General features: G+C 69.8%; 20 protein-coding genes, 1 tRNA gene and 1 pseudogene. 8 read left to right on the plus strand and 14 right to left on the minus strand.

Going from position 1 to position 20,044, the window contains the following annotated elements; all coding sequences use genetic code 11:
• Nucleotides 1–10: 10 nt before the first annotated feature.
• Both dmpI and ACFRAQ_RS35400 read right to left on the minus strand, forming a co-directional pair.
• Nucleotides 11–196, minus strand: a complete 186-nt coding sequence (dmpI, locus tag ACFRAQ_RS35395) for a 4-oxalocrotonate tautomerase DmpI (protein WP_036545806.1) — start codon at nucleotides 194–196, stop codon at nucleotides 11–13.
• A gap of 107 nt (nucleotides 197–303) precedes the next feature.
• A complete protein-coding gene (locus ACFRAQ_RS35400; RefSeq protein WP_379107422.1) occupies nucleotides 304–510 on the minus strand; it encodes a hypothetical protein in 207 nt (68 codons plus the stop codon).
• Between ACFRAQ_RS35400 and ACFRAQ_RS35405 the strand changes: the two genes are divergently transcribed.
• Nucleotides 482–558: transfer RNA gene (locus tag ACFRAQ_RS35405), tRNA-OTHER, on the plus strand. The genes ACFRAQ_RS35400 and ACFRAQ_RS35405 overlap by 29 nt on opposite strands.
• Before the next feature lie 504 nt (nucleotides 559–1,062).
• Here ACFRAQ_RS35405 and ACFRAQ_RS35410 read toward each other — a convergent pair.
• The 5 genes and pseudogenes from ACFRAQ_RS35410 to ACFRAQ_RS35430 form a co-directional block, all read right to left on the minus strand.
• Nucleotides 1,063–1,188 (minus strand): annotated as a pseudogene (locus tag ACFRAQ_RS35410) (LysR family transcriptional regulator); the annotation flags it as partial.
• Between the two features lie 5 nt (nucleotides 1,189–1,193).
• A complete protein-coding gene (locus tag ACFRAQ_RS35415) occupies nucleotides 1,194–2,105 on the minus strand; it encodes a dienelactone hydrolase family protein (protein ID WP_379107423.1) in 912 nt (303 codons plus the stop codon).
• A gap of 99 nt (nucleotides 2,106–2,204) precedes the next feature.
• Nucleotides 2,205–3,680, minus strand: coding sequence for a flavin-containing monooxygenase (locus tag ACFRAQ_RS35420; protein WP_379107424.1), 1,476 nt, complete (start codon nucleotides 3,678–3,680; stop codon nucleotides 2,205–2,207).
• 4 nt (nucleotides 3,681–3,684) lie between these two features.
• Nucleotides 3,685–4,755 carry an FO synthase gene (locus ACFRAQ_RS35425; RefSeq protein WP_379107425.1) on the minus strand — a complete coding sequence of 357 codons (1,071 nt, stop codon included), beginning with the start codon at nucleotides 4,753–4,755 and terminating at the stop codon, nucleotides 3,685–3,687.
• A 128-nt stretch (nucleotides 4,756–4,883) separates the two neighbouring features.
• A complete protein-coding gene (locus tag ACFRAQ_RS35430; RefSeq protein ID WP_379107426.1) occupies nucleotides 4,884–5,519 on the minus strand; it encodes a DUF4097 family beta strand repeat-containing protein in 636 nt (211 codons plus the stop codon).
• Nucleotides 5,520–5,666: 147 nt separating this feature from the next.
• Here ACFRAQ_RS35430 and ACFRAQ_RS35435 point away from each other — a divergent pair, with 147 nt between their 5' ends.
• A complete protein-coding gene (locus ACFRAQ_RS35435) occupies nucleotides 5,667–8,828 on the plus strand; it encodes a BTAD domain-containing putative transcriptional regulator (protein ID WP_379107427.1) in 3,162 nt (1,053 codons plus the stop codon).
• On the opposite strand, the gene ACFRAQ_RS35440 is transcribed toward ACFRAQ_RS35435, so the two are convergent.
• Nucleotides 8,812–9,624, minus strand: a complete 813-nt coding sequence (locus ACFRAQ_RS35440; protein WP_379107428.1) for an ABC transporter permease — start codon at nucleotides 9,622–9,624, stop codon at nucleotides 8,812–8,814. The genes ACFRAQ_RS35435 and ACFRAQ_RS35440 overlap by 17 nt on opposite strands.
• Complete coding sequence (locus ACFRAQ_RS35445; RefSeq protein WP_379107429.1) at nucleotides 9,621–10,565, minus strand: ATP-binding cassette domain-containing protein; 945 nt, start codon at nucleotides 10,563–10,565, stop codon at nucleotides 9,621–9,623. Before ACFRAQ_RS35445 ends, ACFRAQ_RS35440 begins: the two co-directional genes overlap by 4 nt.
• Before the next feature lie 128 nt (nucleotides 10,566–10,693).
• On the opposite strand from ACFRAQ_RS35445, the gene ACFRAQ_RS35450 reads away from it, so the two are divergent.
• Complete coding sequence (locus ACFRAQ_RS35450) at nucleotides 10,694–10,996, plus strand: hypothetical protein (protein ID WP_379107430.1); 303 nt, start codon at nucleotides 10,694–10,696, stop codon at nucleotides 10,994–10,996.
• Between the two features lie 29 nt (nucleotides 10,997–11,025).
• Nucleotides 11,026–11,949 (plus strand): formylglycine-generating enzyme family protein, encoded by a 924-nt coding sequence (locus tag ACFRAQ_RS35455; RefSeq protein ID WP_379107431.1) that lies wholly within the window; start codon nucleotides 11,026–11,028, stop codon nucleotides 11,947–11,949.
• Here the strand turns inward: ACFRAQ_RS35455 and ACFRAQ_RS35460 are convergent.
• Entirely contained in the window at nucleotides 11,912–13,273 is a 1,362-nt protein-coding gene (locus ACFRAQ_RS35460; RefSeq protein WP_379107433.1) for an ABC1 kinase family protein, read from the minus strand. The two genes, ACFRAQ_RS35455 and ACFRAQ_RS35460, sit on opposite strands and share 38 nt — an antisense overlap.
• 115 nt (nucleotides 13,274–13,388) lie before the next feature.
• On the opposite strand from ACFRAQ_RS35460, the gene ACFRAQ_RS35465 reads away from it, so the two are divergent.
• Nucleotides 13,389–14,051: a TetR/AcrR family transcriptional regulator gene (locus tag ACFRAQ_RS35465; RefSeq protein ID WP_379107434.1), complete on the plus strand. Its 663-nt coding sequence runs from the start codon at nucleotides 13,389–13,391 to the stop codon at nucleotides 14,049–14,051.
• A 40-nt stretch (nucleotides 14,052–14,091) separates the two neighbouring features.
• Here ACFRAQ_RS35465 and ACFRAQ_RS35470 read toward each other — a convergent pair whose 3' ends face one another.
• On the minus strand, nucleotides 14,092–15,222 hold the full coding sequence (locus ACFRAQ_RS35470; RefSeq protein ID WP_379107435.1) for an esterase/lipase family protein: 1,131 nt from the start codon (nucleotides 15,220–15,222) through the stop codon (nucleotides 14,092–14,094).
• 216 nt (nucleotides 15,223–15,438) lie between these two features.
• On the opposite strand from ACFRAQ_RS35470, the gene ACFRAQ_RS35475 reads away from it, so the two are divergent.
• Nucleotides 15,439–16,461 (plus strand): MaoC family dehydratase N-terminal domain-containing protein, encoded by a 1,023-nt coding sequence (locus ACFRAQ_RS35475; RefSeq protein ID WP_379107436.1) that lies wholly within the window; start codon nucleotides 15,439–15,441, stop codon nucleotides 16,459–16,461.
• Here the strand turns inward: ACFRAQ_RS35475 and ACFRAQ_RS35480 are convergent.
• Nucleotides 16,445–17,668 (minus strand): PucR family transcriptional regulator, encoded by a 1,224-nt coding sequence (locus tag ACFRAQ_RS35480; protein ID WP_379107437.1) that lies wholly within the window; start codon nucleotides 17,666–17,668, stop codon nucleotides 16,445–16,447. The genes ACFRAQ_RS35475 and ACFRAQ_RS35480 overlap by 17 nt on opposite strands.
• 207 nt (nucleotides 17,669–17,875) lie before the next feature.
• On the minus strand, nucleotides 17,876–18,286 hold the full coding sequence (locus ACFRAQ_RS35485; RefSeq protein ID WP_357089305.1) for an LppP/LprE family lipoprotein: 411 nt from the start codon (nucleotides 18,284–18,286) through the stop codon (nucleotides 17,876–17,878).
• Nucleotides 18,287–18,716: 430 nt separating this feature from the next.
• Here ACFRAQ_RS35485 and ACFRAQ_RS35490 point away from each other — a divergent pair, with 430 nt between their 5' ends.
• Entirely contained in the window at nucleotides 18,717–19,064 is a 348-nt protein-coding gene (locus ACFRAQ_RS35490) for a DoxX family protein (protein ID WP_379107438.1), read from the plus strand.
• 43 nt (nucleotides 19,065–19,107) lie between these two features.
• A complete protein-coding gene (locus ACFRAQ_RS35495; protein ID WP_379107439.1) occupies nucleotides 19,108–19,578 on the plus strand; it encodes a carboxymuconolactone decarboxylase family protein in 471 nt (156 codons plus the stop codon).
• Nucleotides 19,579–19,585: 7 nt separating this feature from the next.
• On the opposite strand, the gene ACFRAQ_RS35500 is transcribed toward ACFRAQ_RS35495, so the two are convergent.
• Entirely contained in the window at nucleotides 19,586–20,035 is a 450-nt protein-coding gene (locus tag ACFRAQ_RS35500; protein WP_379107440.1) for a hypothetical protein, read from the minus strand.
• Nucleotides 20,036–20,044: the final 9 nt, after the last annotated feature.

Raw genomic sequence — 20,044 nt, forward strand, 5'->3', positions numbered from 1 at the left:
CGGTTCACCGCTACTTTCCGTCCGCGGTCAGGCGGCCGGCGGTGCCCCAGCTGTCCGCGGGGGTCTCGTGGATCCAGACCTGCACGGCCTCGGCCGGAATCTGATACGCGTCCACGAACGCGTCGGTGATGCGGCGCACCAGATCCCGCTTCAGCTCGACGGTGCGCGGACCCTGCTGCACGGTGACGATCGGCATGACGTGTTCTCCTTCGTGAAATCCATTGGGACTGAGAACAGTTCACCGGAATTCCGGACGCCGGCCAATGGGCGGCTCGTTAACGCAGCGATAAGCGATCCTTATCGCTATTCGCCGGCCAGCAGCGCACCCAGCAGGCGCAGATTCGTCGAGGCGGCATCCGCTCGCACGGCCAACGCGATCGGCAGGCTCATACCCGGATCGGTGAAGGGCCGGAACACGACCCGCGGATTGTGCACCTGCCGGGCATTGGACGCGTACACCACCGTCCACATGGGCGAGCCCGCGCCGATGGCGGCGAGGGTGTCCTGCAAGGTGGTCGACGCGGGCGCGGGCGCCGGTTCGAATCCGGCTCGCGCGCACGCGGCCAGCACCAGATCCACGAGGGCCGGATGATTGCGCCGCTCGGTCAGCCGCAGCGGCACCGCGGCCAGGTCGGCCATCCGCACCGAATCCTGGTTCGCCAGTCCGTGTTTGGCGGACAATGCCACCACCAGCGGATCGTCCCAGGCGGGCAGGAAATCCAGGTCCGGGGTCTCGCCGGGCGCGGGGGAGCGCACGAAGGCCGCGTCCAGACTCCCGTCGGCCACCTGCGCCAGGCGGTCACGCACCGGCAGCGCCACCAGCTCCACCCGCACCCCGGGCGCCTGCTCGGCGAAGGTGTCCAGGACCGCGTCCAGCCGTTCGGCGAGCCCGGTCACCGTCCCGAGCCGGAACACCTCGGCCCGGCCGCCCGCCAGCTCCGCGACCGACGCCCGCGCCTGATCCGCGGCGGCCAGCACGGCCCGGGCCGCGGGCAGGAAGCGTTGTCCGGCCTCGGTGAGCAGCACCCGGCGCGGGGAACGGTCCAGCAGCTGCACCCGCAGGTCCCGCTCCAGCCGCCGCACCTGCTGACTGACGGCCGGCTGCGCGATGTGCAGGCGCTGGGCCGCGCGCCCGAAATGCAATTCCTCGGCGACGGTCACGAAGTACCGCAGTTGGCGCAACTCCACGACGCTCAGGCTAGATAGCGGCCGTACCAATCGATCACGCGCCGCCAGGCTTCGGCGGCGGCGGCGGGCTGGTAGCGCGGGCCGGTGTCGTTGAAGAAGGCGTGGTCGGCGTTCTCGGCGACATAGCTGTCGTGCGGCAGGCCGGCCTGGTTCAGGGCGGCTTCGGCGGCCGGCCGGGATGCGTCCACGCGGGCATCGAGCGCGCCGTAGACCGCCAGGACGGCGGCCTGGGAGCCGGTGACCTGGCCGCCCTCGGGGAAGGGGCCGTAGAAGGGGGTGGCGGCGGCGAGCTCGGGAGTGCCGGAGGTGAGCAGCAGCCAGGTCAGGCCACCGCCGAAGCAGAAACCGGTGGCGCCCAGCCGTTTTCCGGGCGCCCGCCGCCCCAGCTCGGTCAGGCCCGCGCGCAGGTCGGCGATGAAGCGGTCCTGGGGGATCTTGCTCAAGGCGGCGGTGGCGGCGGCCTGATCGGTGAAGGTGGCGGTGCCGCCCTCCTCGGAGAGCAGATCCACCGCCAGCGCCGAATAGCCCGCGCCCGCGAAACGGCCGGTCACCGAACGGATGTGGTCGGTCAGTCCGCGGTTCTCATGGATGACCAGCACGCCGCCGCGCGGCTGCGCCGCCTCGGCCCAGGCGGCCTGCAGGGTGCGGCCCTCGGGTCCGGCGAAGGTGATGGGCGTGGCCGGTACCGCGTTCGCGGCGCCGGGCGGCGGGGACGACGGGCTCGCGGAAGGTCCGGCGGCGGTCGTGGCGGGAGTCGACTGCCGGGCCGATTCGGCGCAGGAGGCCAGCAGCGCCACCGCGGCCGGCGCTCCCATGCCGAGCAGACCCAACCGGCGCAGCGCCTCGCGGCGGCTGAGCAGGCCCTCGACGTGGTCGGTGGCGATTTCCTCTGCGATATAGCGCTGCAGCGGCGTCATGCCCTCAGCCTAGGCCGACGCACCGCCGAGGTCCCGGAGGGAACGCTGTGGAAATACTCGGGGCACCCGGTGTTCATTCCGGGGACGGGCCCGGACGGGCTACCGGTAGGCGTTGATGTCGAACGCCCCGTTGGACCGCCGGAACGACTCCGCCGAGTCCGGCCACAGCAGGGTGACGCGGCCGGTCTGCTCGTCGCGGTACCAGCTGGTGCAGCGGCCCTGGGTCCAGACGGTGTCGCGGGCGCGGTTCTCGATATCGGCCATGGAGGATTCGACCGCCTCGGGTGTGACCTCCAGGACGGTCTCCGGCACCGCCGCCAGGTGGTCGAAAGCGCTGAGCACGTAGTCGATCTGGGTCTCGATCACGTAGATGGCCGAGTTGTGGCCGAGCGCCGCGTTCGGGCCGTCCAGGACGTACATGTTCGGGAAGCCGTCCACGGTGGTGGAGGCGTGGGCCGCCATGCCGTTGCTCCAGCGTTCGGACAGCAGGGAGGTGCGGCCGTGGATGCGCTTGGCGATGGACGGGCGGGTGGCGTTGAAGCCGGTCGCGAAGACCAGCACCTCGAGGTCGTGGGCCTGTCCGCTCGCGGCGATGGCGAGGCCGTCGCTGATCCGGGTCAGCTCGGTCGATTCCAGCCGGACGTTGTCCTGTTGCAGGGCCGCGTAGTACTCGTCGGAGAACAGGATTCGCTTGCAGCCGATCTCGTAATCCGGGGTGAGCCGCCGCCGCAGTTCCGGATCGCGGACCTGCGCGGCCAGGTGGTCGAGCGCGCGGCGGCTGAGCAGATCGATCTCCGGGTGCCGGCGGCGGCGCGCGGCGATGCTGAGCTCCGCCTCGGCGAACAGCTCGTCCCGCAGCGCGGTGATCGACTGCGGGTCGGCGGCGAACCCGGCCAGCTCGTCGGGGGTGTAGAAGCGGTCCCCGCGCGGCAGCACGTACGGGGCCGAACGCTGGAAGACCACGACTTCACTGGCCTCGCCCGCCAGCCGCGGCAGGATCTGCACCGCCGACGCGCCCGTGCCCACCAGTCCGACCCGCTTGCCGACCAGGGAGACCTTCGGGTTCCAGCGCGCCGAATGCCAACGGCGGCCCCGGAATTCGGTGAGGTTCGCGATCGGCGGGATCTTGGGTTCGGTCAACCGCCCGGTGGCGATGACCAGGTTCGCGGCCGAGAACTCGCCCTGCGAGGTGCGGACCCGCCAGCGCTCCTCGGCTTCGAGCCATTCCGCCTGTTCCAGTGCGCAATTCAGCCGAAGATACGGTTCGAGGGCTTCCTGCTTCACGCAGGAGCGCAGGTAGTCGTGAATCTCGGCGCCCTCGGCGAACACTCGCGACCAGCGCGGGTTCGGCAGGAACGAGAACGAGTACAGGTGCGCCGGAATATCGCAGGCCACACCGGGATAGCGGTTGTCGCGCCAGGTGCCGCCCACATCCTGGGCCTGTTCGATGATCACGAACGATTCCCGGCCGCGGCGGGCCAGCTGGATGCCCATGCCGATACCGGCGAACCCCGCGCCGACGATCAGGACGTCGACCTCTTCCGGGGCATGTGCCGCGGTGAAATTCGAAGCCATGGCGTCAGATCCAGCCGTACTGGGTGGTGCGCTGCCGCAGGGTGCGGCCCAGCTCGCCCGCGATCCGCTCGACATCCTCGACGGTGAGGGTCAGTCCGGCCTCGGGACCCGATTCCGGCGCGAGCCGCCCGTCCAGCAGCAGCCCGCCGAAATCGTTGGCGCCGCAGCTCAACAGCTCGACCGCCGCGGTGACGCCCAGCCGCGGCCAGGCGGCCTGAATATTGTCGATCCGCCCGTGCAACAGCAGTCGCGCGACGGCGTGAACGGCCCGGGACTGCCGCCGCAGGCGTTCCGGCACCTCGGGCGTGCGGAATCCGGCCGCCGCGGTGACGGGATCCATGGGCATGGCGATGAATTCGGTGAAGCCGCCGGTGCGGTCCTGAATCTCCGCGAGCAGCCGCAGATGCGCGAGCTGCTGCGCGGGCGTCTCGATATGCCCGTACACCATGGTCGCGGTGGAGGTCAGCCCCGCGCGATGAGCGGCCTCGATCACCCGAACCCATTCGCGCACCGGCAGATCCGGCCCGCCCTTGAGCCGGGCGCGGACGTCGTCGTCGAGAATCCGGGCCCCGGTGCCGGGCACCGACCCCAGCCCGGAAGCCTTGGCCCGCACCAGGTATTCGTCCAGCGGCGCTCCGAGCCGAGCCGCACCGTCGAGCAGCTCCTCGGGCCGGAAGGCGTGCAGATGCAGGGGTGCGCTGCCGGTGATGGCCGAGACCAGCGACAGGTAGTCGTCATCGCTGTCGGCGGGCAGCGGGCCCTGCATGCAGATCTCGGTGGCGCCGAGTTCATACGCTTCGGCGACGAGGGCGGCCAGCCGATCCCGCGCGGCCGAGCCCGACACCGCGGCCGTGTCCAGGTTCCGATTCACGACATAGGTAACGGCATCGCCGACACTCTGCTTCCGCAGGGCGTCCGCGAGTTCCCCCAGCCGGTCCAGTTCGGGGCCATCGGTCTCCAGCAGCGCGAGGTACCCCGCGTCCGGCAGGCCCGCGGGATTCCGCTCCGCCTCGGCCAGCCATTCCCGCACCTGACCCACGTCGGGCGACCCGACCTCGGCGATACCACCATCCACGATCGCCACGATACCGCCGCCCCTCCGGACCGCTACCGCGCCCGCTGGTGGCCGGGACTTCGGTACGGACACGCGTTCGGCCCGGCGCCGCGGGGCGGCGACCGGGCCGGTCAACGTGGTCGGAAGGGTCAGGCGGCGGTGCCCTGGCCGATGCTGACGTTGCCGAAGGAGGTGTGGGCGTAGACCTGGACGAGGTCCTGGGGCTGGTCGACGGCGGCCAGGCGGTTCTGCACCGAGCCGGACTTGGTGTTGGACTCCAGTTGGGCGGCGCTGCCGGGCTTGATGCCGACGGTGAGGTCGCCCATGGAGGTTTCCAGGCGCAGGACGCCGCGGGCGGCTTCGGTGATGTGGATGTCGCCCTTGGCGACCTTCGCGGTCACCGAGCCCTGGGGGCGATCGACGGTGATGTCGCCGGCGGACACCTCGAGTTCGCAGTCGCCGAGGCCGCCGGTGCCGAACAGGGTGCCCAGGCCGACCGTACCGGTGAGGCGGGAGCCGGTGGGGACGGCGATGGTGACCGCGATGGTCCCGACGGCGGCGAAGGGGTTGTGGGCGCGCCAGCCGGTGGGGGTCTGCACGGTGAGGACGCCGTCGGTGAAGTCGATCCGGACCTGTTCGGCGGCGCGCACGTCCTCTTTCTTGCCGGGGTTCGCGGGCCGGATGTCGACGACGGATTCGGTGCGGTCGGCGGCGGTGACGGTGACGTTCCCGGCGGCCACGGCGACGTCGACGGTGATCGGGGCGGGGGTCTCGAAGGCGGTCATGACGTGCTCCTCTGGGTGCGATTCCGGCTGGTACCGGGCTGATGGGAGTAACTCTGACGGCCCGCGCTGACAGCGGGCTGACGCTGTCCTGACACGGCTGCTGACACAGGTTCTGCCCCGGTCACGGGTTGACGGCACAATGGTCCGGTGCAGATCAGGATGCTTGGACCGCTCGAGATCCGAACCGAGGACGGTGGATCCCTGGACGTGCCGGGTGTCCGGTTGCGGGCCTTGTTGATCGCGCTGGCCCTCGAACCCGGCCGCGCGGTCGCGAAAAGCGCGCTGGTCGACTGGATCTGGGGCGAGCAGCCGCCCGCCGACGCGGCGAACGCCTTGCAGGCGCTGGTGTCCCGGCTGCGAAAGGTGCTGCCGGACGGCGTGATCGACGTGCAGCCGGGCGGCTACCGGCTGGCCGTCGCACCCCGCGCCGTGGACGCGGTCCGCTTCGAACAGCTGCTGGACGCGGCCCGCGGCGGCGCCGAAGCCCAGCAGGCGCAGGCCCTGCGCGAGGCCCTGGAACTATGGCGCGGTGCGCCCCTGCAGGACCTCGGCGCGCAGGAGAACGCGGCTGTCGACGCCGCGATCACCCGCTTCGACGGCCTGCGCCTGGCCGCCGCCGAGGATCTCTACGAGACGGAGGTCCGGCTCGGCCGCGGCGCGGGCCTGGTCGCCGAGTTGACCGAGCTGGTGGATCGAAACCCGGTGCGGGAACGCCTCGCCGGTTCCCTGATGCGCGCGCTCGCCGCCGCGGGCCGCGGCGCGGAGGCGCTGACCGTCTATCAGCGCACCCGCGAGGCCCTCGCCGACGAGCTGGGCGTGGACCCCTCGCCGGAACTGTCCGCGCTGCATGTCGCGCTGCTGCGCGGCGAGGTGGGCGCGCAGCGTGAGGAGGATCGCCGTACCAATCTGCGCGCCGAGCTGACCAGCTTCGTCGGCAAGCGGGCGGACCTCGACGCCGTGCGGGAACTCGTTGCGGCACACCGGCTCACGACGGTGACCGGTCCCGGCGGTTCCGGTAAGACCCGGCTGGCCACCGAGACCGGGCGCGCCATGCTCGCCGAGCTGCCGGACGGGGCGTGGCTGGTGGAGCTGGCATCGGCGGGCGCGGGTGGCGATCTCGCCCAGTCAGCGCTGGCCGCGCTCGGCCTGCGCGACGCGCTGCTCGGCGGCGCGCCCAACGCGGAACCCGTCGACCGGCTCATCGCGGCCGTCCGCGACCGCGACATGCTGCTGATCCTCGACAACTGCGAACACGTCATCGAGGCCGCGGCCGCCTTCGCGCACCGCATGCTCGGCGAGTGCCGGCGGTTGCGCATCCTCGCGACCAGCCGTGAGCCCCTGGGCATCACGGGTGAGGCGCTCTGGCAGGTCGAGCCGCTGGCCCTGCCGGCCGGGAACGCCGACGCCGCCGAGATCGAATCCTCCCCGGCCGTCCAGCTGCTGCGCGACCGGGCGAGCGCGGTCCGCAAGGATCTCGCGGCCGATGCCCGCACCTTGTCGACCATGGCCCGGGTGTGCCGGGCGCTGGACGGGATCCCGCTGGCCATCGAACTGGCCGCCGCGCGCCTGCGCACCATGTCCCTCGAGCAGCTGGCCGACCGTCTCGACGACCGCTTCCGGCTGCTGACCGGCGGCAGCCGCACCGCGATCCCGCAGCACCGCACCCTGCGCGCGGTGGTCGACTGGAGCTGGGAGCTGCTCACCGCCGCCGAGCGAAAGGTTTTGCGCCGCTTGGCCGTGTTCTCCGGCGGCGCGACGCTGGAAGCGGCCGAGCAGGTGTGCGCGGCCGCCGAGTTCGGCGCGGAGACGGCGGTCGAGCAGTGGGAGGTGCTCGAACTGCTGACCACGCTGACCGAGAAATCCTTGCTGCGCACCGCCGGTGACGACGAGCCGCGCTATCGCATGCTCGACACCATCAAGCAGTACGCCCGCGATCGTCTCGTCGAAGCGGGGGAGTCCGACGCCGCGCGCCGCGCGCATCTCGCCTGCTTCACGGCGCTGGCCGCGACCGCGGAACCGCATCTGCGCCGCGCCGAACAGGTGCGGTGGCTGGCGGTGCTGGACGCCGAGTACGACAACATCGCGGCCGCCATGCGCGGCGCCCTCGCCGCCGCGGACGCGCCCGGCGCGCTGGGGCTGGCCGCCGCCGCGGGGTGGTACTGGTGGCTCAGTGGCCACAAGGCCGAGGGCCTGGAACTGGTGAGCGCCGCCGCGGCGCTGCCCGGCGAGGCGGTCGACGCCGAGATCCGGGCCACCGTGTACGGGCTGGTCGTGCACTTCGCCACCTCCGGCCCCGGCGACCAGCATCAGGTGGAGGAGTGGATCCACAAGGCGAGCGAGGTCAGCCGGGGCATCCAGGCCAGTCATCCGGCCCTGGCCTTCCTCGCGGCCCTGGAACGAATGTTGCAGGGGCCCGACGAGTTCCTGCCGGCCTTCGAAGCGCTGCTCGACGACGCGGACCCGTGGGTGCGGGCGCTGGCCCGGTTGCAGACCGGCAAGCTGCGGGTCGTGCTCGGTCAGGACGGGGAGCGGGCCGACGAGCAGCTGGAGTTGGCGCTGGCCGAGTTCCGGGCCATCGGTGAACGCTGGGGCATGTCGTTCGCGCTGACCGAGCTGGCCGACCGGATCGCCATGCGCGGCGAATTCGGCCGCGCGTGCGCGTATTTCGAGCAGGCGGTGGCCGCGGCCACCGAGGTCGGCGCGATCGAGGACGCCGTCCGGATGCGGTCACGCCAGGCCCAGTTGTACTGGCTGCTCGGTGATTTCGAGGCGAGCGCGGTCGCGTTGACCGAGGCGCAGCGGTACGCGGATCAAGCGGCGTGGCCGAGTGGCCTGGCCGAACTGGCCTTGGCGCGAGCGGAACTGGCCCGCTGGAACGGCGACGGCGCGGAGACCGAGCGTCAGATCGCGTTCGCGACCATGATGTTGGGTGAGGATGTGGGTCAGCCCTTCATGAGCGCCCTGATCCACGATCTGCGCGGCTATCTGGCCGAGGACACCGTCGCCGCCAGAACCGAACGCGCCGCGGCTTTTCAGGCGGCGACCGCCGGCGGGCACGCCCCCCTGCTGGCCCGGATCATCGTCGGCATCGCCGATCTGGCCCTGCGCGACGGCCAGGCCGAGCAGGCCGTGCGACTGCTGGCGGCCGGTGACGCGGTGCGCGGCCTGGCCGACCGCTCGCATCCGGATGTGGCCCGGATCGAGCAGACGACACGAAGCCGCCTCGGTGAAGACGGCTTCACCGAGGCGGCGGGGGAGGGGGCGCGGGCGGACTGGCACGAGCTGGCCCGGGTCACGCTCGCTTGCTGAAAGTGGCTCGCGACCACAGGTATCCGACGATGGCGAACCCGGCGCACCAGGCCAGCGCGGCGGCGGTGTAGCCGCCCGACGGGTGACCGGTCAGGAAGCCCCGCAGGGCTTCGATGATCGGCGTGAAGGGCTGGTACTGGGCGAACTGCCGCACGCCCTGGCCCATCTGGTCGGCCGGAACGATCGCGCTGCTGACGAAGGGCAGCATGATCAGCGGCACCACCGACATGCCCGCCGACTCGGGGGTCTTGGCCGCCATGCCCAGCGCGACGGTCAGCCAGGAGGCCGCGAACGAAGTCGCCACCATGACGCCGACCGCGCCCAGCCATTCGGTGGCCGAGGCCGGGGACCGGAAGCCCAGGGCGAAGGCCACGCCGAGCACGGCGGCGATGGCGATCAGGTTGGTCAGCATGGTCGCCACCACGTGCCCGGTCAGCACCGCGCCGCGGGAGACGTCCATGACCTTGAACCGGTTGATGATGCCCTTGGCCATGTCCGAGCTGACCGACACCGCGGTGCCGGAGAGTCCGTAGCTGATGGCCAGCAGGATCATGCCCGGTGTCGCGTAGTTGATGTAGTCCTCGCCGACATTGAAGGCGCTGCCGAACACGTAGACGAAGATCAACAGCATCATCACCGGCATCAGCGCGGCATTGAAGATGGCGACGGGGTTGCGGGCGATGTGTTTGAAGTTGCGGCGCAACATGATCGTGGAGTCGCCGAGCGAGGCGCTCAGGCCGCCGGTGGCGCCGGTGCGGTCGGTCGCGGTGGATTCGGTGGAAACGATGGTGCTCATGCTGCGTCGGCCTCCGTGGTGGCGTGCCCGGTCAGGGCAAGGAAAACGTCGTCGAGATCGGGGGTGTGGATGGAAACGTCGGTGGCTTCGATCGAGTGGTCGGCGAGCCGGTTCAGCAAGGCGCGCAGGGCATTCGACCCGCCGTCGCCCGGCACCTGGAGGGTGAGGGCCTCGTGGTCGGCGGTGCCGTCGGGCAGGATCCGGGCGGCCGCTTCCAGCTGCGCGCTGTCGCGGAACCGGAGCTGCAGGTAGCTGCCCGGCACCCGGCGCTTGAGGTCGTCGGGCGTGCCCTCGGCGACGATGCGCCCGCCGTCGAGTACCGCGATCCGGTCGGCCAGCTGGTCGGCTTCCTCGAGGTACTGGGTGGTGAGGAAGATGGTGACGCCGTCGGAGGTCAGCTCGCGCACGATCTCCCACATGGTGCGGCGGCTGCGCGGGTCCAGTCCGGTGGTCGGCTCGTCGAGGAAGACGATGTCCGGCTTGGTCACCAGGGTCATGGCCAGGTCCAGTTTGCGGCGCATGCCGCCGGAGTAGGTCGAGGCCGGCTTGCGTGCCGACTCGGTCAGCTCGAACCGCTCGAGCAGGCCGGCGACCACCCGCTTGCTCTCGCTGCCGCGCAGGCGGTGCAGGTCCGCCATGAGCCGCAGGTTCTCCTCGCCGGTGAGCAGGTCGTCGACCGCCGCGAACTGACCGGTGACCCCGATCGCCGCCCGCACCGCGCGGGTCTCGGTGGCGATGTCGTATCCGGCGACGCGGGCCGTCCCCCCGTCGGCCCGCAGCAGGGTGGTCAGCACGTTGACCGTGGTCGTCTTGCCCGCCCCGTTCGGCCCGAGCAGCGAGAAGATGCTGCCGGTCGCGATGGTCAGATCGATGCCGTCGAGGATCGTCTTGTCCCCGTATGCCTTCCGCAGCCCCGAGGCCGCGATTGCTGTGCTGTTCATGGGGAGAACTTTCGACCCGGCGCCTGATATCGGCCTGATGCCGACCTGATACGGCTCCTGATACTCCTGACACGGCATTGGACCTGGGTTTACCGGCGACGGAGACCCAATCGGACTACCGTTCAGTCATGGCAAGCAGGGACATCGTGGTGAGCGTCGGGGATGACGACTGGCTCACCCTCAGCGATGCCGCCGAATGCGCGGGGATGAGCGTGGCGGCATACGTGGCCTGGGGAGTTCGGGTGCTGGCGTTCCAAGCCCGCCCGGGCGGCTCGAAGCGCCGGCCGTCGACCTCGCCGTCGGCGACCCGGCGTCGTGCGAAGATCACCGACGAGACCGAGTCGATGGCCTGGGCCGAGACCTTCTCCGAGCGACTATCCCACCGCGCCGACCGCTACCAAGGCCCCGCGGTGGGCTTCGACGAGCGGTGACCACCGGGTTGCCTGTAACCCCGAAGGGCATGGCGCGGGTGCCCGGCGGCAGCTTCGCCATGGGCTCGGAGGACTTCTTCCCCGAGGAACGACCGGTCCACACCGTGACCGTCGAACCGTTCTGGATCGACGAGCACCCGGTGACCAACGCCGAGTTCCGCCGCTTCGTGAAGGCGACCGGGTATGTGACGGTTGCCGAAAGACCCTTGGACCCAGACGATTTCCCAGGCGCGGATCCTGCCGACCTGGTGCCCGGCGGACTGGTCTTCCAGCGCACCACCGGACCGGTACGCCTCGACGACTACCGGCGGTGGTGGGCATACGTACCCGGCGCGTCGTGGCGGCATCCGCGCGGCCCGGCCGGCAGCCTCGACGGCCTCGACCGTCATCCCGTCACCCAGATCGCCCACGAGGACGCCACCGCCTACGCCGCCTGGGCGGGCAGATCGCTCCCGACGGAAGCCGAATGGGAATTCGCCGCGCGCGGCGGTCTCGCCGCCGCCACCTACGCCTGGGGTGACGAGTTCGAACCACGCGGCCGCCGCATGGCCAATACCTGGACGGGCCGCTTCCCGTGGGAATTCCTCCCCGCCCGTGGACAATCCGATCTGCCCGGCACCACCGCCGTGGGCACCTATCCGCCCAACGGTTACGGCCTGTCGGACATGACGGGCAATGTCTGGGAGTGGACCAGCGACCTCTTCACCGCTGACCACCGGCGTCCCGCGCCCGCCTCGTGCTGCGCGCCCGTCAACCCGGTCGTCACGGAATCCGATACGGTGGAACGCTTTCCGCGTCGCGTCACCAAGGGCGGCTCGTTCCTGTGCGCACCCAACTACTGCCTGCGGTATCGACCGGCGGCCCGGCAGGGCCAGACCGAGGACACGTCCACCTGCCACCTCGGCTTCCGGACGGTCATGCGTGACGGCGCGAACGACGGCCGATCTCGGTGACCGGCGGTTCGTCGTAGAGCCATTCCCGGGCGATCCGGTGCCAGTTGCCGGTCGCTCCGAGCTGGCCGAGTGCCGCGAAGGTGAGCAGGTCGGCGCGGCGGGAGAAGACGTGCTCGGGCGGGAGGAGCTCGCGGCGCATGCCGCGGAAGTCGGCCGAGCGCGGGTCGACGGCGTGGACGACGGCGGCCGTGGCGAGTTCCGGGGTGATGGTGATCTCCTCGTCGAGGAGATGCCATCCGGCCGCGGCCCACACGTATTCGAAGCATTCCTGGGGCGTGACGCCCGCGGCCGGATCGATGATGCCGCGGTTGGTCCACAGGTCGTACAGGTCCTGGGGCCGGTTCTCGGCGGCGGCGCGCAGGGCGGTGCGTTCGAATTCGACGTGCCGCGGGTCCATCCGGTGGTAGAGGCCGAAATCCACGAATCCGATGCGGCCGTCGGCGGCGAGCAGCATATTGCCGGGGTGCGGGTCACCGCAGAACTCGGCGTCGGTGAAAAGACCGGTGATGTAGAAGCGGTAGATGAGTTCGCCGAGGCGGTCGCGGTCGGCGGCGGGCAGGGTGCGGATGTGCTCGAAGGGGGAGCCGTCGATGAATTCGGTGACGAGAACGTGTGGCGCGCAGAATTCTTCGATGCTGTCGGGGACCACGATGTAGGGGTGGCCGCGGTAGCGGGCGGCGACGCGGTGCTGGGTGCGGGCCTCGCGCACGTAGTCGAGTTCGGTGCCGATATTGCGGGCGATCTCGTCGAGGACACCGCCGTCGGCGGCGCTGGGCAGCGCGGATTTCCAGAGCCTGCTGAAGAATTCGAGATTGCGCATGTCCGCGGCGACGGCGTCGTCGACGCCCGGATACTTGGCCTTCACCGCCACGGTGCGGCCGTCGTGCAGGGTGGCGCGGTAGACCTGCCCGATGGAGGCGGCGGCGACCGGGGTCTCGTCGACATCGGCGAAGACACGGGACAACGGACCGAGATCGTCCTCGATGACCTTGCGCATGGCCGCGAAATCCACGGCGGGGGCGCGGTCGCGCAATTCGGCGAGCTTGGCGCGGAACATCTCCCGATGCGCCTCCGGGATCAGGTCGACGTCGAGCACCGAGAGCATCTGGCCCAGCTTCATCGCCGCGCCCTTCATCCCGCCCAGGACGGTGACCAGCTGTTGCGCCGCCTGCAACGTGGACCGTTCGGCGAGGATGCGCCGGGCCTCCTCGGTGCGGCCGATCATCTGCACACGGGTTCCCGCTCCGCGCAGGGCTTGCCCGGCGGCCAGCGTGCCCAATCGGCCGCCCCGGGCCACCCGGCCGCCGCGTACTCGACGGGTCATGGATGGCACCTCCGTGTGGGCCTTCGAGCCTGTGTGGCAACAACATACAGCCGGGTCGCGCTCGCCGCCCTAAGATGAGCAAAGCTCATTTTCGCCGCACAGCAGGGAGGCTGTGATGCCGCCGAAGGCAGCGCGACAGCGTCGCGGACCCACCCAGGAGCGGTCGAAGGCCACCCGCGCGCACATCCTCGACACCGCCGCGCGGCTGTTCGGCGAGCGCGGCATCGCCGACACCTCCACCAATCGGATCGCGGCCGAGGCCGAGGTCAGCATCGGCACCGTCTACCGGTACTTCGCCGATCGCGGCGTCATGGTCGACGAACTGCTCGAGCAGCTGCTGCAACGGGTCGAGAACCGCTTCACCCAATGGCTTTCCGGGCTGCCGCCGCAATCGGAGACGCAGACCCTCCGGTCGCGCACCGACGTGGTGACCGGACTGCTGGAGATGTTCACCCAGGAACCGGTCGCGAACGCGAAGCTGGTGCGGGCCCTGGTCGGCGGTGTGCAGTTCTACAACAGCGGCCTGCCGGAGTTCGAGCCGCGGCTGCGGCTGCTGGTCAAGGTGCTGCTCATCCAGCTGCTCGGCCCGGGCAACGACCACAAATACGATGTGATGGCCGCGGTGCTGGTCAATACCGGATTCGCCGGGGTGATGCGCGCGTCCGCGCTCGAGGTCGGCAGTGACGAGCGGCAGGAGGTCGTCGCCATGACCGGGTACATGATCGCGGCGTGGATCAGCGCCGAAATGGACGGCAGCCCGGCGGACACCACCCGATGACGGTGATGGCGATGCCCGCCGAGCCCCCCGACCGCGGCGTCTACAACCCGCCGCCGCCGCCGATCACCCACGGATTGAAGGTGCACTGCAGCGTCGGGAACCGCTCCGGGTCCAGTGCCCGTAAGGCGATCGACAGCGCTCGCGGCGAGTACATGAGCGTCAGATGGTCGGAGACATCCTGCTCACAGCCGTCCTGGAGCACGATATTGTCCACGCGCGCACCCGGACCCGCCTTCAGATAGGTCAGCTCCGACGGGTTGGTGATCTCGTCGTAGCGGGTGCCGACCACCGTGTAGTCGATGCCCGGCACGGTGTCGCCGCCCGCGTTCAGCTTGGTGATGAAATCCGAGCCGATGGTCTGCTGGATACCGGCGTGCCCGACGAACAGCTCCACGAAGCCGAGCACGTCGATACCGAAGTTGTTGATCGCCCGGCCCAGCGCGCCGATCCCGTCGAGCGAGGTGCCGTGATGCGTCGCGCCATAGGTGATCAGGTGTTTCACCTTCGCGCCGCCGCCCTCGAACTTGGTGTACCAGCCCGACATCGGCCCGCCCTGCGAATGCGCGACGAGGTCGACCTGCGGTGCGCCGGTCGCCGTCAGGACCCGATCCACGAACACGGCGAGCTGCTTCGCCGAATCCTGGATGTAGCCGGTGCCCATCACGCCCGGCAGCACCGAACCCAGCCCGCCGCCCTGCACCAGGCCGGAACGGCCGTAATTGAAGGTGAAGGTGCAGAATCCGGCGTCGGTGATGGGCTTGCTCATGTACGCGAAACCGTTGTAGGCGTTCATCCAGGTGCCGTGCACCAGCACCACCGGACGCGGATGCGCGGCGGTCGGCTTGCAGTTCCAGTCATTGGTGCCGGGCGGCGCGACATCCGGATTGGCCAGGCCGTACCCGAACGCGGCCAGCCAGGACGTCATGGGCGGACCGGAGCCGACGGTGTCGGAGGCGTAGCCGCCCGACAGTCCGGTGCTGGATCCCGAACCGCCGAAACAGTTTCCGGAGCCATTGCCCGAGCCGGCGCCGCTCCCGGAGGTGCAGGCCGATCCGGTGCCGCCGCTGCCGGAGGGTTCGGCCGCCGCCGTCCCGGCGAATCCGAGCGTCAGCAGTGACACTCCCACTATGACCAGTGCCCGTAGCGCGTGCGGGCGGGTTCTTCGTCTCATGAGGGCGAACCTAGGAGCGGAAACGCTGGTCGGACCGGTGCTGAACGGGAGTTTGGAAAGCAGCCCGAATCGGCGGTGGCGCAGCCATGGCGCGCAACAAAGGGTGCGCCGATGCGGGGGTTCTCCGTCACAGACCCGGTTTCGCGCGGTGGTGACTCTTCTGAATCTGACGAACGAACGCGCGAGTAGCCAGGCGGGCGGCGAATCATCGTTCGGGTGAACACAGATGCTCGGAGCACGGCCGCGGAGCAGGCGCGTGCGCTGGTCGGGCACCACTATCGGTGCGCGGGTTCGTTTCCGGTGGAGCGCGGCAGGATTCGGGAGTTCGCGCGAGCCGTGCAGGCGTACCATCCCGCGCATTGGCAGGAATCCGCGGCGGCGCGCTGGGGTTTCGACGCACTCGTCGCCCCGCCGACCTTCGGGGCGCTGGTGTGGCAGCAGGCGCGTCGCGAAGTCCTCGAACGGTTGATCACCGGATATCGGGCGGACCGGGTCGTCCACGTGGACCAAACCCTCGAGATCGGTCGTCCGTTACTCGCGGGGGACGTGCTGAACTGCGATTTCTCCATCGAATCATTCCGCCATTTCCGGTCTTTCGATGTCGTGACCGTCTCTGGCGCGCTCACCGATCAGCACGGGAAGCCGGTGCAGACCTGCTCCACGGCTCTGCTGGTCGGGGGTCGCGACACCGGCGGCGCGCCGGCCCGCACCCGGCCGGTCGCCGGGGCGGGTCTCACCGAATACGCCGACCCGGTGGTCCGGGCGGCCGTCCGGCGCAGCGGGCAGCCGCGAGCGGAGGGCCCGCACATCGATTTCGACGATCTGGCCGTCAATACCGTCCTGCCCACGGCGGGGGCCACCGTGACGGCACGCGATCTGGCGAACTACGCGCTCGCGGTGGGGGATACGGAGGTCGACCGCCGTCGGTTCACCGCGTCGGGGCGGCCCGTGCGGGTCGCGCCCGGGCAGCTGGTGCTGGCGCTGGCCACCGGGTATGTCAGTTCGTGGACCCGGGATCCGGCCGCGGTCGTCAAGTTCTGGGCCGAATTCGCCAATCACGTGCACTATCTCGCGGTTCCGCGTTTCGAGGGCGCGGATATCGAGTTCAACGGCCGCGTCATCGCCTGTGACCGGCGGCGGCGGACCGCGACGATCGCGATCGACGCCCGATCACAGGGGCGCAAGCTGTTCGGTTACGCCACCGCGGAAGTGTCGTTCGCGGCTACTCGCGGTCGGTGAAGGAGCGGGCGATCAGGGCCGCCCGCAGCTGCCACAGACCAGAGGTCACCGTCGGGTCGAAACCGGTGATCTGGCAGATGCGTTTGACCCGGTAGTCGACGGTGTTGGTGTGGATGTGCATCAAACGCGCGGTGCGGCGGCGGTTGAGGTTCGTGCTGATGTGGCAGCGCAGGGTTTGCAGCAGTTCGGGATGCGCGTCGAGCGGATCCAGGAGGGCCCCGAGGGTTTCGCGGCCCAGGCCGGGCCGGGTGAGCTGGTATTCCAGCGCCATATCGGTGAATCGGTAGAGGCCCGGTTCGCAGGCCAGGCGGTGCACGATGTCCAGGAGTTCGTGGGCCCGGTCGGCGGCCGACGGGATATCGGACGGTGCGGCGACGACCACCGTCGCGGTGATGGGAACGCGCGCGGCCGCCGACAATCGCGTGAGCAGTTCGTCGAGTTGTTCGGTGATCGGGCTCGTGGTGGGCAACAGGACGGTGCCGCCGTCCACGCTCAACAGCGCCAGCGCGGATTCTCCGCAGCGTGTGGCGAGTTCGGCCTGCACGCGGCGTAATTTGCGGCGGGCCACCACTTTTCCGTCCAGCATCGGATGCCGCTCGTCCGGATGCCGCGGAATGTCCAGGGCCACCACCGAATACTCGGCCGCGATATCGATGCCGCATTCGCGGGCCATGGTCGAGGTCGGGTGGCCGCCCAGCAGCGCCGAGGTGAGGGTGTGCACGGCATTGTGGTGTTCGCTGACCACCGCCCGGAGCTCACTCACGTACGCCCGCGCCACCGTCGCGCTGATGGTGTCCAGCAGCTCCACCACCAGTCTGGCGGCGTCCATCAGGTGCGCGTAATCCTGTGCGGTGGCCCCGGAGGTGATCAGGTCCATCCCGACCTTGAATCCCTCGTGGACCGAATGCAGCACGGTGTCGATCGGCACCCCCTCCCGCGCCCACCCCGCGGCGGCGTCCGACAGCCGCTCGACCTTCGCGGGAATGTCCTTGCCGTCCAACATGCTGACGGCCAGCTCCAGGCAGACCCGGGTGACCCGGGTGACGTCCCCGGAGATCACATCCCCGGGCAGGGTGCCGCACGGGATCACGGTGTCGACGAAATGCCCCACCAATTGCCGGGACAGCGTGCGCACGTCCTGCAGCGGCCCGGACATGGGACGGCCGGACACGGTCAGCCCGGTGCGGAGCGCTGGGTCGGTTGTCATCATCGACTCCCTTCCGAGGTGATCTACCGCAAGTTCACGGTGATTCGAACTCTAAAGTGACCACCAGCTCACCTTCTACTCCCTTTCGAATCACCCCTCCGAGCCCCCGGAATACCGTGCCCCACCTGCGTATTCTTCCTCCGGACACAGCAAATCCCGCCGCTCCCGGCCCACCGGAGCAGCAGGATTGCTCACTTTTCGACAGGACTACTTGGGATTGGTCACCTCGGTCGGGAAGTCCCGATCCGGCGTCACCGTATGACCGTCGGCCCCCAGCGTGAGCGTCACGACCACCGGCCCACCCGAAGGACAGCAGCTGGGGTCACTCCCCGCCAGCCACCGGTACTGCACCTGCACACTGCGATCCGAGGACCCGACCACCGACGTATAGGACGTCGACTTCTTGGTCGCGGTCCCCAGGAACCCGGCCTGGTTGAACAACATCACCTGCCACGGCGAACTGGCCGTCCCATGCGGCGTATCCGCCAGCACCCACATCAGCGCCGGACAGGACCCCACCTTCGCCTCGGTCCCGCTCTGCGCGGAGAACCCCTCCCCACCCACATTCGCCCCGAGCTTCCCCAATGCCGCCGTCACCACCGGCGACTTCAAATCCACACAATTCCCCCCACCCGCCGTAGCGGGCACCCCGTCCCCCGCGGGCTTCGTCACCCCCGGCGACTGTTCCCGACCCGGTGTCTGCTCCCCACCCGTCGGCTGCACGCCCCCGGGAGCGCCCACCGTGGTGGTCGTCACCCCACCTGGCTTCGGCCCGGTAGCCCCGTCCTGACAAGCAGTGGCCAGCCCCAACGCCGCCACCGCCACACCAATCCCGACGATCTTTTTCATGACCAGTCCTCTCCCCTCGGTATTACCCGGTTATTCGCGGACCACCCGAGAAACGTTGCGCGATCGGCCGTGTCACACATCCTCGGGCTGCGTCGTCACCTTGACGAAGCCGACTGAAACGCACCACGTTCCAGGCCCCGGCTGAACCACTCACTGAGGGCGGCTATCGCCCTCTCCCGCAAGGAAATTGGAGTCTGTCATGTTCATCGCCTATGTGATCGTCACCGTCGTGGCCGCCGCTTGGGTGGGGTTCTCGGCGTTCTCGCTGTACCGCCGGGCCGAGTTCGTGGTCGACCCGCTGCGTCAGTATTCGGTGCCCGAGGCGTGGTGGACCCCGCTGGCCCTGGCCAAGGCGGCGGGCGCGGTCGGGCTGATCGCCGGACTGTTCATCCCCTTCGTCGGGGTGGCCGCCGCCATCGGGTTGATCCTGTACTTCGCGGGTGCGGTGATCACCATCATCCGGGCTCGCCACTTCGGCAGCATCCCGTTCCCCCTGCTGTACCTGGTGCCCGTCGCCGTGGCCATGGGCCTGGGCTTCGCCGCCTGACCGAAACCAACCACCAACCCGTCAATCGAGAGAAGAGAAGATCATGGAACCGCGTTTCAACCTGTACGCCAATGACATTGCCGCCAAGTTCAACAAGCGACTGGTCACCGCCGCCCGTGTGATCGACGAGTCCAGCCTGCCCAAGGCCACCCAGGAGCTGGTGAAGATCCGTTCCTCGCAGATCAACGGCTGCGGGATGTGCCTGGACATGCACACCAAGGACGCCGCCCACGCCGGCGAGACCCCCGTCCGCCTGGCGATGATCGCGGCCTGGCGCGAATCCACCGTCTTCACCGACCCGGAACGCGCCGCCCTCGCCCTCACCGAGGAAGGCACCCGCCTGGCCGACACCTCCTCCGCCATCTCCGACGACACCTGGGCCCAGGTCCGCAAGCACTACGACGACGACCAGATCGGCGCCCTGATCTCTCTCATCGCGACCATCAACGCCTGGAACCGCCTCAACGTCCTCGCGGGCATGGCCGGCGGCTCCTACACCCCCGGCCAGTGGTAACCCGCCCTCACCCCGAAAGATCACCGCTCTCGAGGAACTCCTCGACAGCGGTGATCTTCACTGTCCACTCCGAGACGGCCTCCCCATCCTCCCCGACCGTCACCCGAGCCCCCACCGACCGCCAAGGCGCACCCGGATCGAATTCATGCCCGAGCTCGCCCAAGAAGATGAGCTGATTCTGTGCGTGAACAACATCCCCATCCCGATACAGTGTCCAAACCTCCACGAAATTAGAGGTTTTCGGATCACCCATCGTCACGGGCAGACACGCCACCGACTCCCCACCGACGATCCGCCGCAGCCCGGCCGCCCAACTCGCCCGATAGTCGTCCACACCCCAGTACCCGATCGGCGCCTGGAAATACTCCGCGTTGTCGCCAAGCCGAATGACGCCTCCTACCAGCGCAGGATCGCATCGCGCCCGTGGATCGCCGAACTCGATACCGAATGTCCCCATCTCACTTCC

Origin of the sequence: Nocardia sp. NPDC056611, from assembly GCF_042792755.1 — a bacterium.
Lineage (GTDB): Bacteria > Actinomycetota > Actinomycetes > Mycobacteriales > Mycobacteriaceae > Nocardia.

What these genes read in the sequence shown, in the direction of transcription:
- dmpI (WP_036545806.1), bottom strand. Translation starts at nt 196, where the DNA reads ATGCCGATCGTCACCGTGCAGCAGGGTCCGCGCACCGTCGAGCTGAAG.
- ACFRAQ_RS35415 (WP_379107423.1), bottom strand. Translation starts at nt 2,105, where the DNA reads ATGACGCCGCTGCAGCGCTATATCGCAGAGGAAATCGCCACCGACCAC.
- ACFRAQ_RS35420 (WP_379107424.1), bottom strand. Translation starts at nt 3,680, where the DNA reads ATGGCTTCGAATTTCACCGCGGCACATGCCCCGGAAGAGGTCGACGTC.
- ACFRAQ_RS35430 (WP_379107426.1), bottom strand. Translation starts at nt 5,519, where the DNA reads ATGACCGCCTTCGAGACCCCCGCCCCGATCACCGTCGACGTCGCCGTG.
- ACFRAQ_RS35440 (WP_379107428.1), bottom strand. Translation starts at nt 9,624, where the DNA reads ATGAGCACCATCGTTTCCACCGAATCCACCGCGACCGACCGCACCGGC.
- ACFRAQ_RS35445 (WP_379107429.1), bottom strand. Translation starts at nt 10,565, where the DNA reads ATGAACAGCACAGCAATCGCGGCCTCGGGGCTGCGGAAGGCATACGGG.
- ACFRAQ_RS35450 (WP_379107430.1), top strand. Translation starts at nt 10,694, where the DNA reads ATGGCAAGCAGGGACATCGTGGTGAGCGTCGGGGATGACGACTGGCTC.
- ACFRAQ_RS35455 (WP_379107431.1), top strand. Translation starts at nt 11,026, where the DNA reads ATGGCGCGGGTGCCCGGCGGCAGCTTCGCCATGGGCTCGGAGGACTTC.
- ACFRAQ_RS35460 (WP_379107433.1), bottom strand. Translation starts at nt 13,273, where the DNA reads ATGACCCGTCGAGTACGCGGCGGCCGGGTGGCCCGGGGCGGCCGATTG.
- ACFRAQ_RS35465 (WP_379107434.1), top strand. Translation starts at nt 13,389, where the DNA reads ATGCCGCCGAAGGCAGCGCGACAGCGTCGCGGACCCACCCAGGAGCGG.
- ACFRAQ_RS35470 (WP_379107435.1), bottom strand. Translation starts at nt 15,222, where the DNA reads ATGAGACGAAGAACCCGCCCGCACGCGCTACGGGCACTGGTCATAGTG.
- ACFRAQ_RS35480 (WP_379107437.1), bottom strand. Translation starts at nt 17,668, where the DNA reads ATGACAACCGACCCAGCGCTCCGCACCGGGCTGACCGTGTCCGGCCGT.
- ACFRAQ_RS35490 (WP_379107438.1), top strand. Translation starts at nt 18,717, where the DNA reads ATGTTCATCGCCTATGTGATCGTCACCGTCGTGGCCGCCGCTTGGGTG.
- ACFRAQ_RS35495 (WP_379107439.1), top strand. Translation starts at nt 19,108, where the DNA reads ATGGAACCGCGTTTCAACCTGTACGCCAATGACATTGCCGCCAAGTTC.
- ACFRAQ_RS35500 (WP_379107440.1), bottom strand. Translation starts at nt 20,035, where the DNA reads ATGGGGACATTCGGTATCGAGTTCGGCGATCCACGGGCGCGATGCGAT.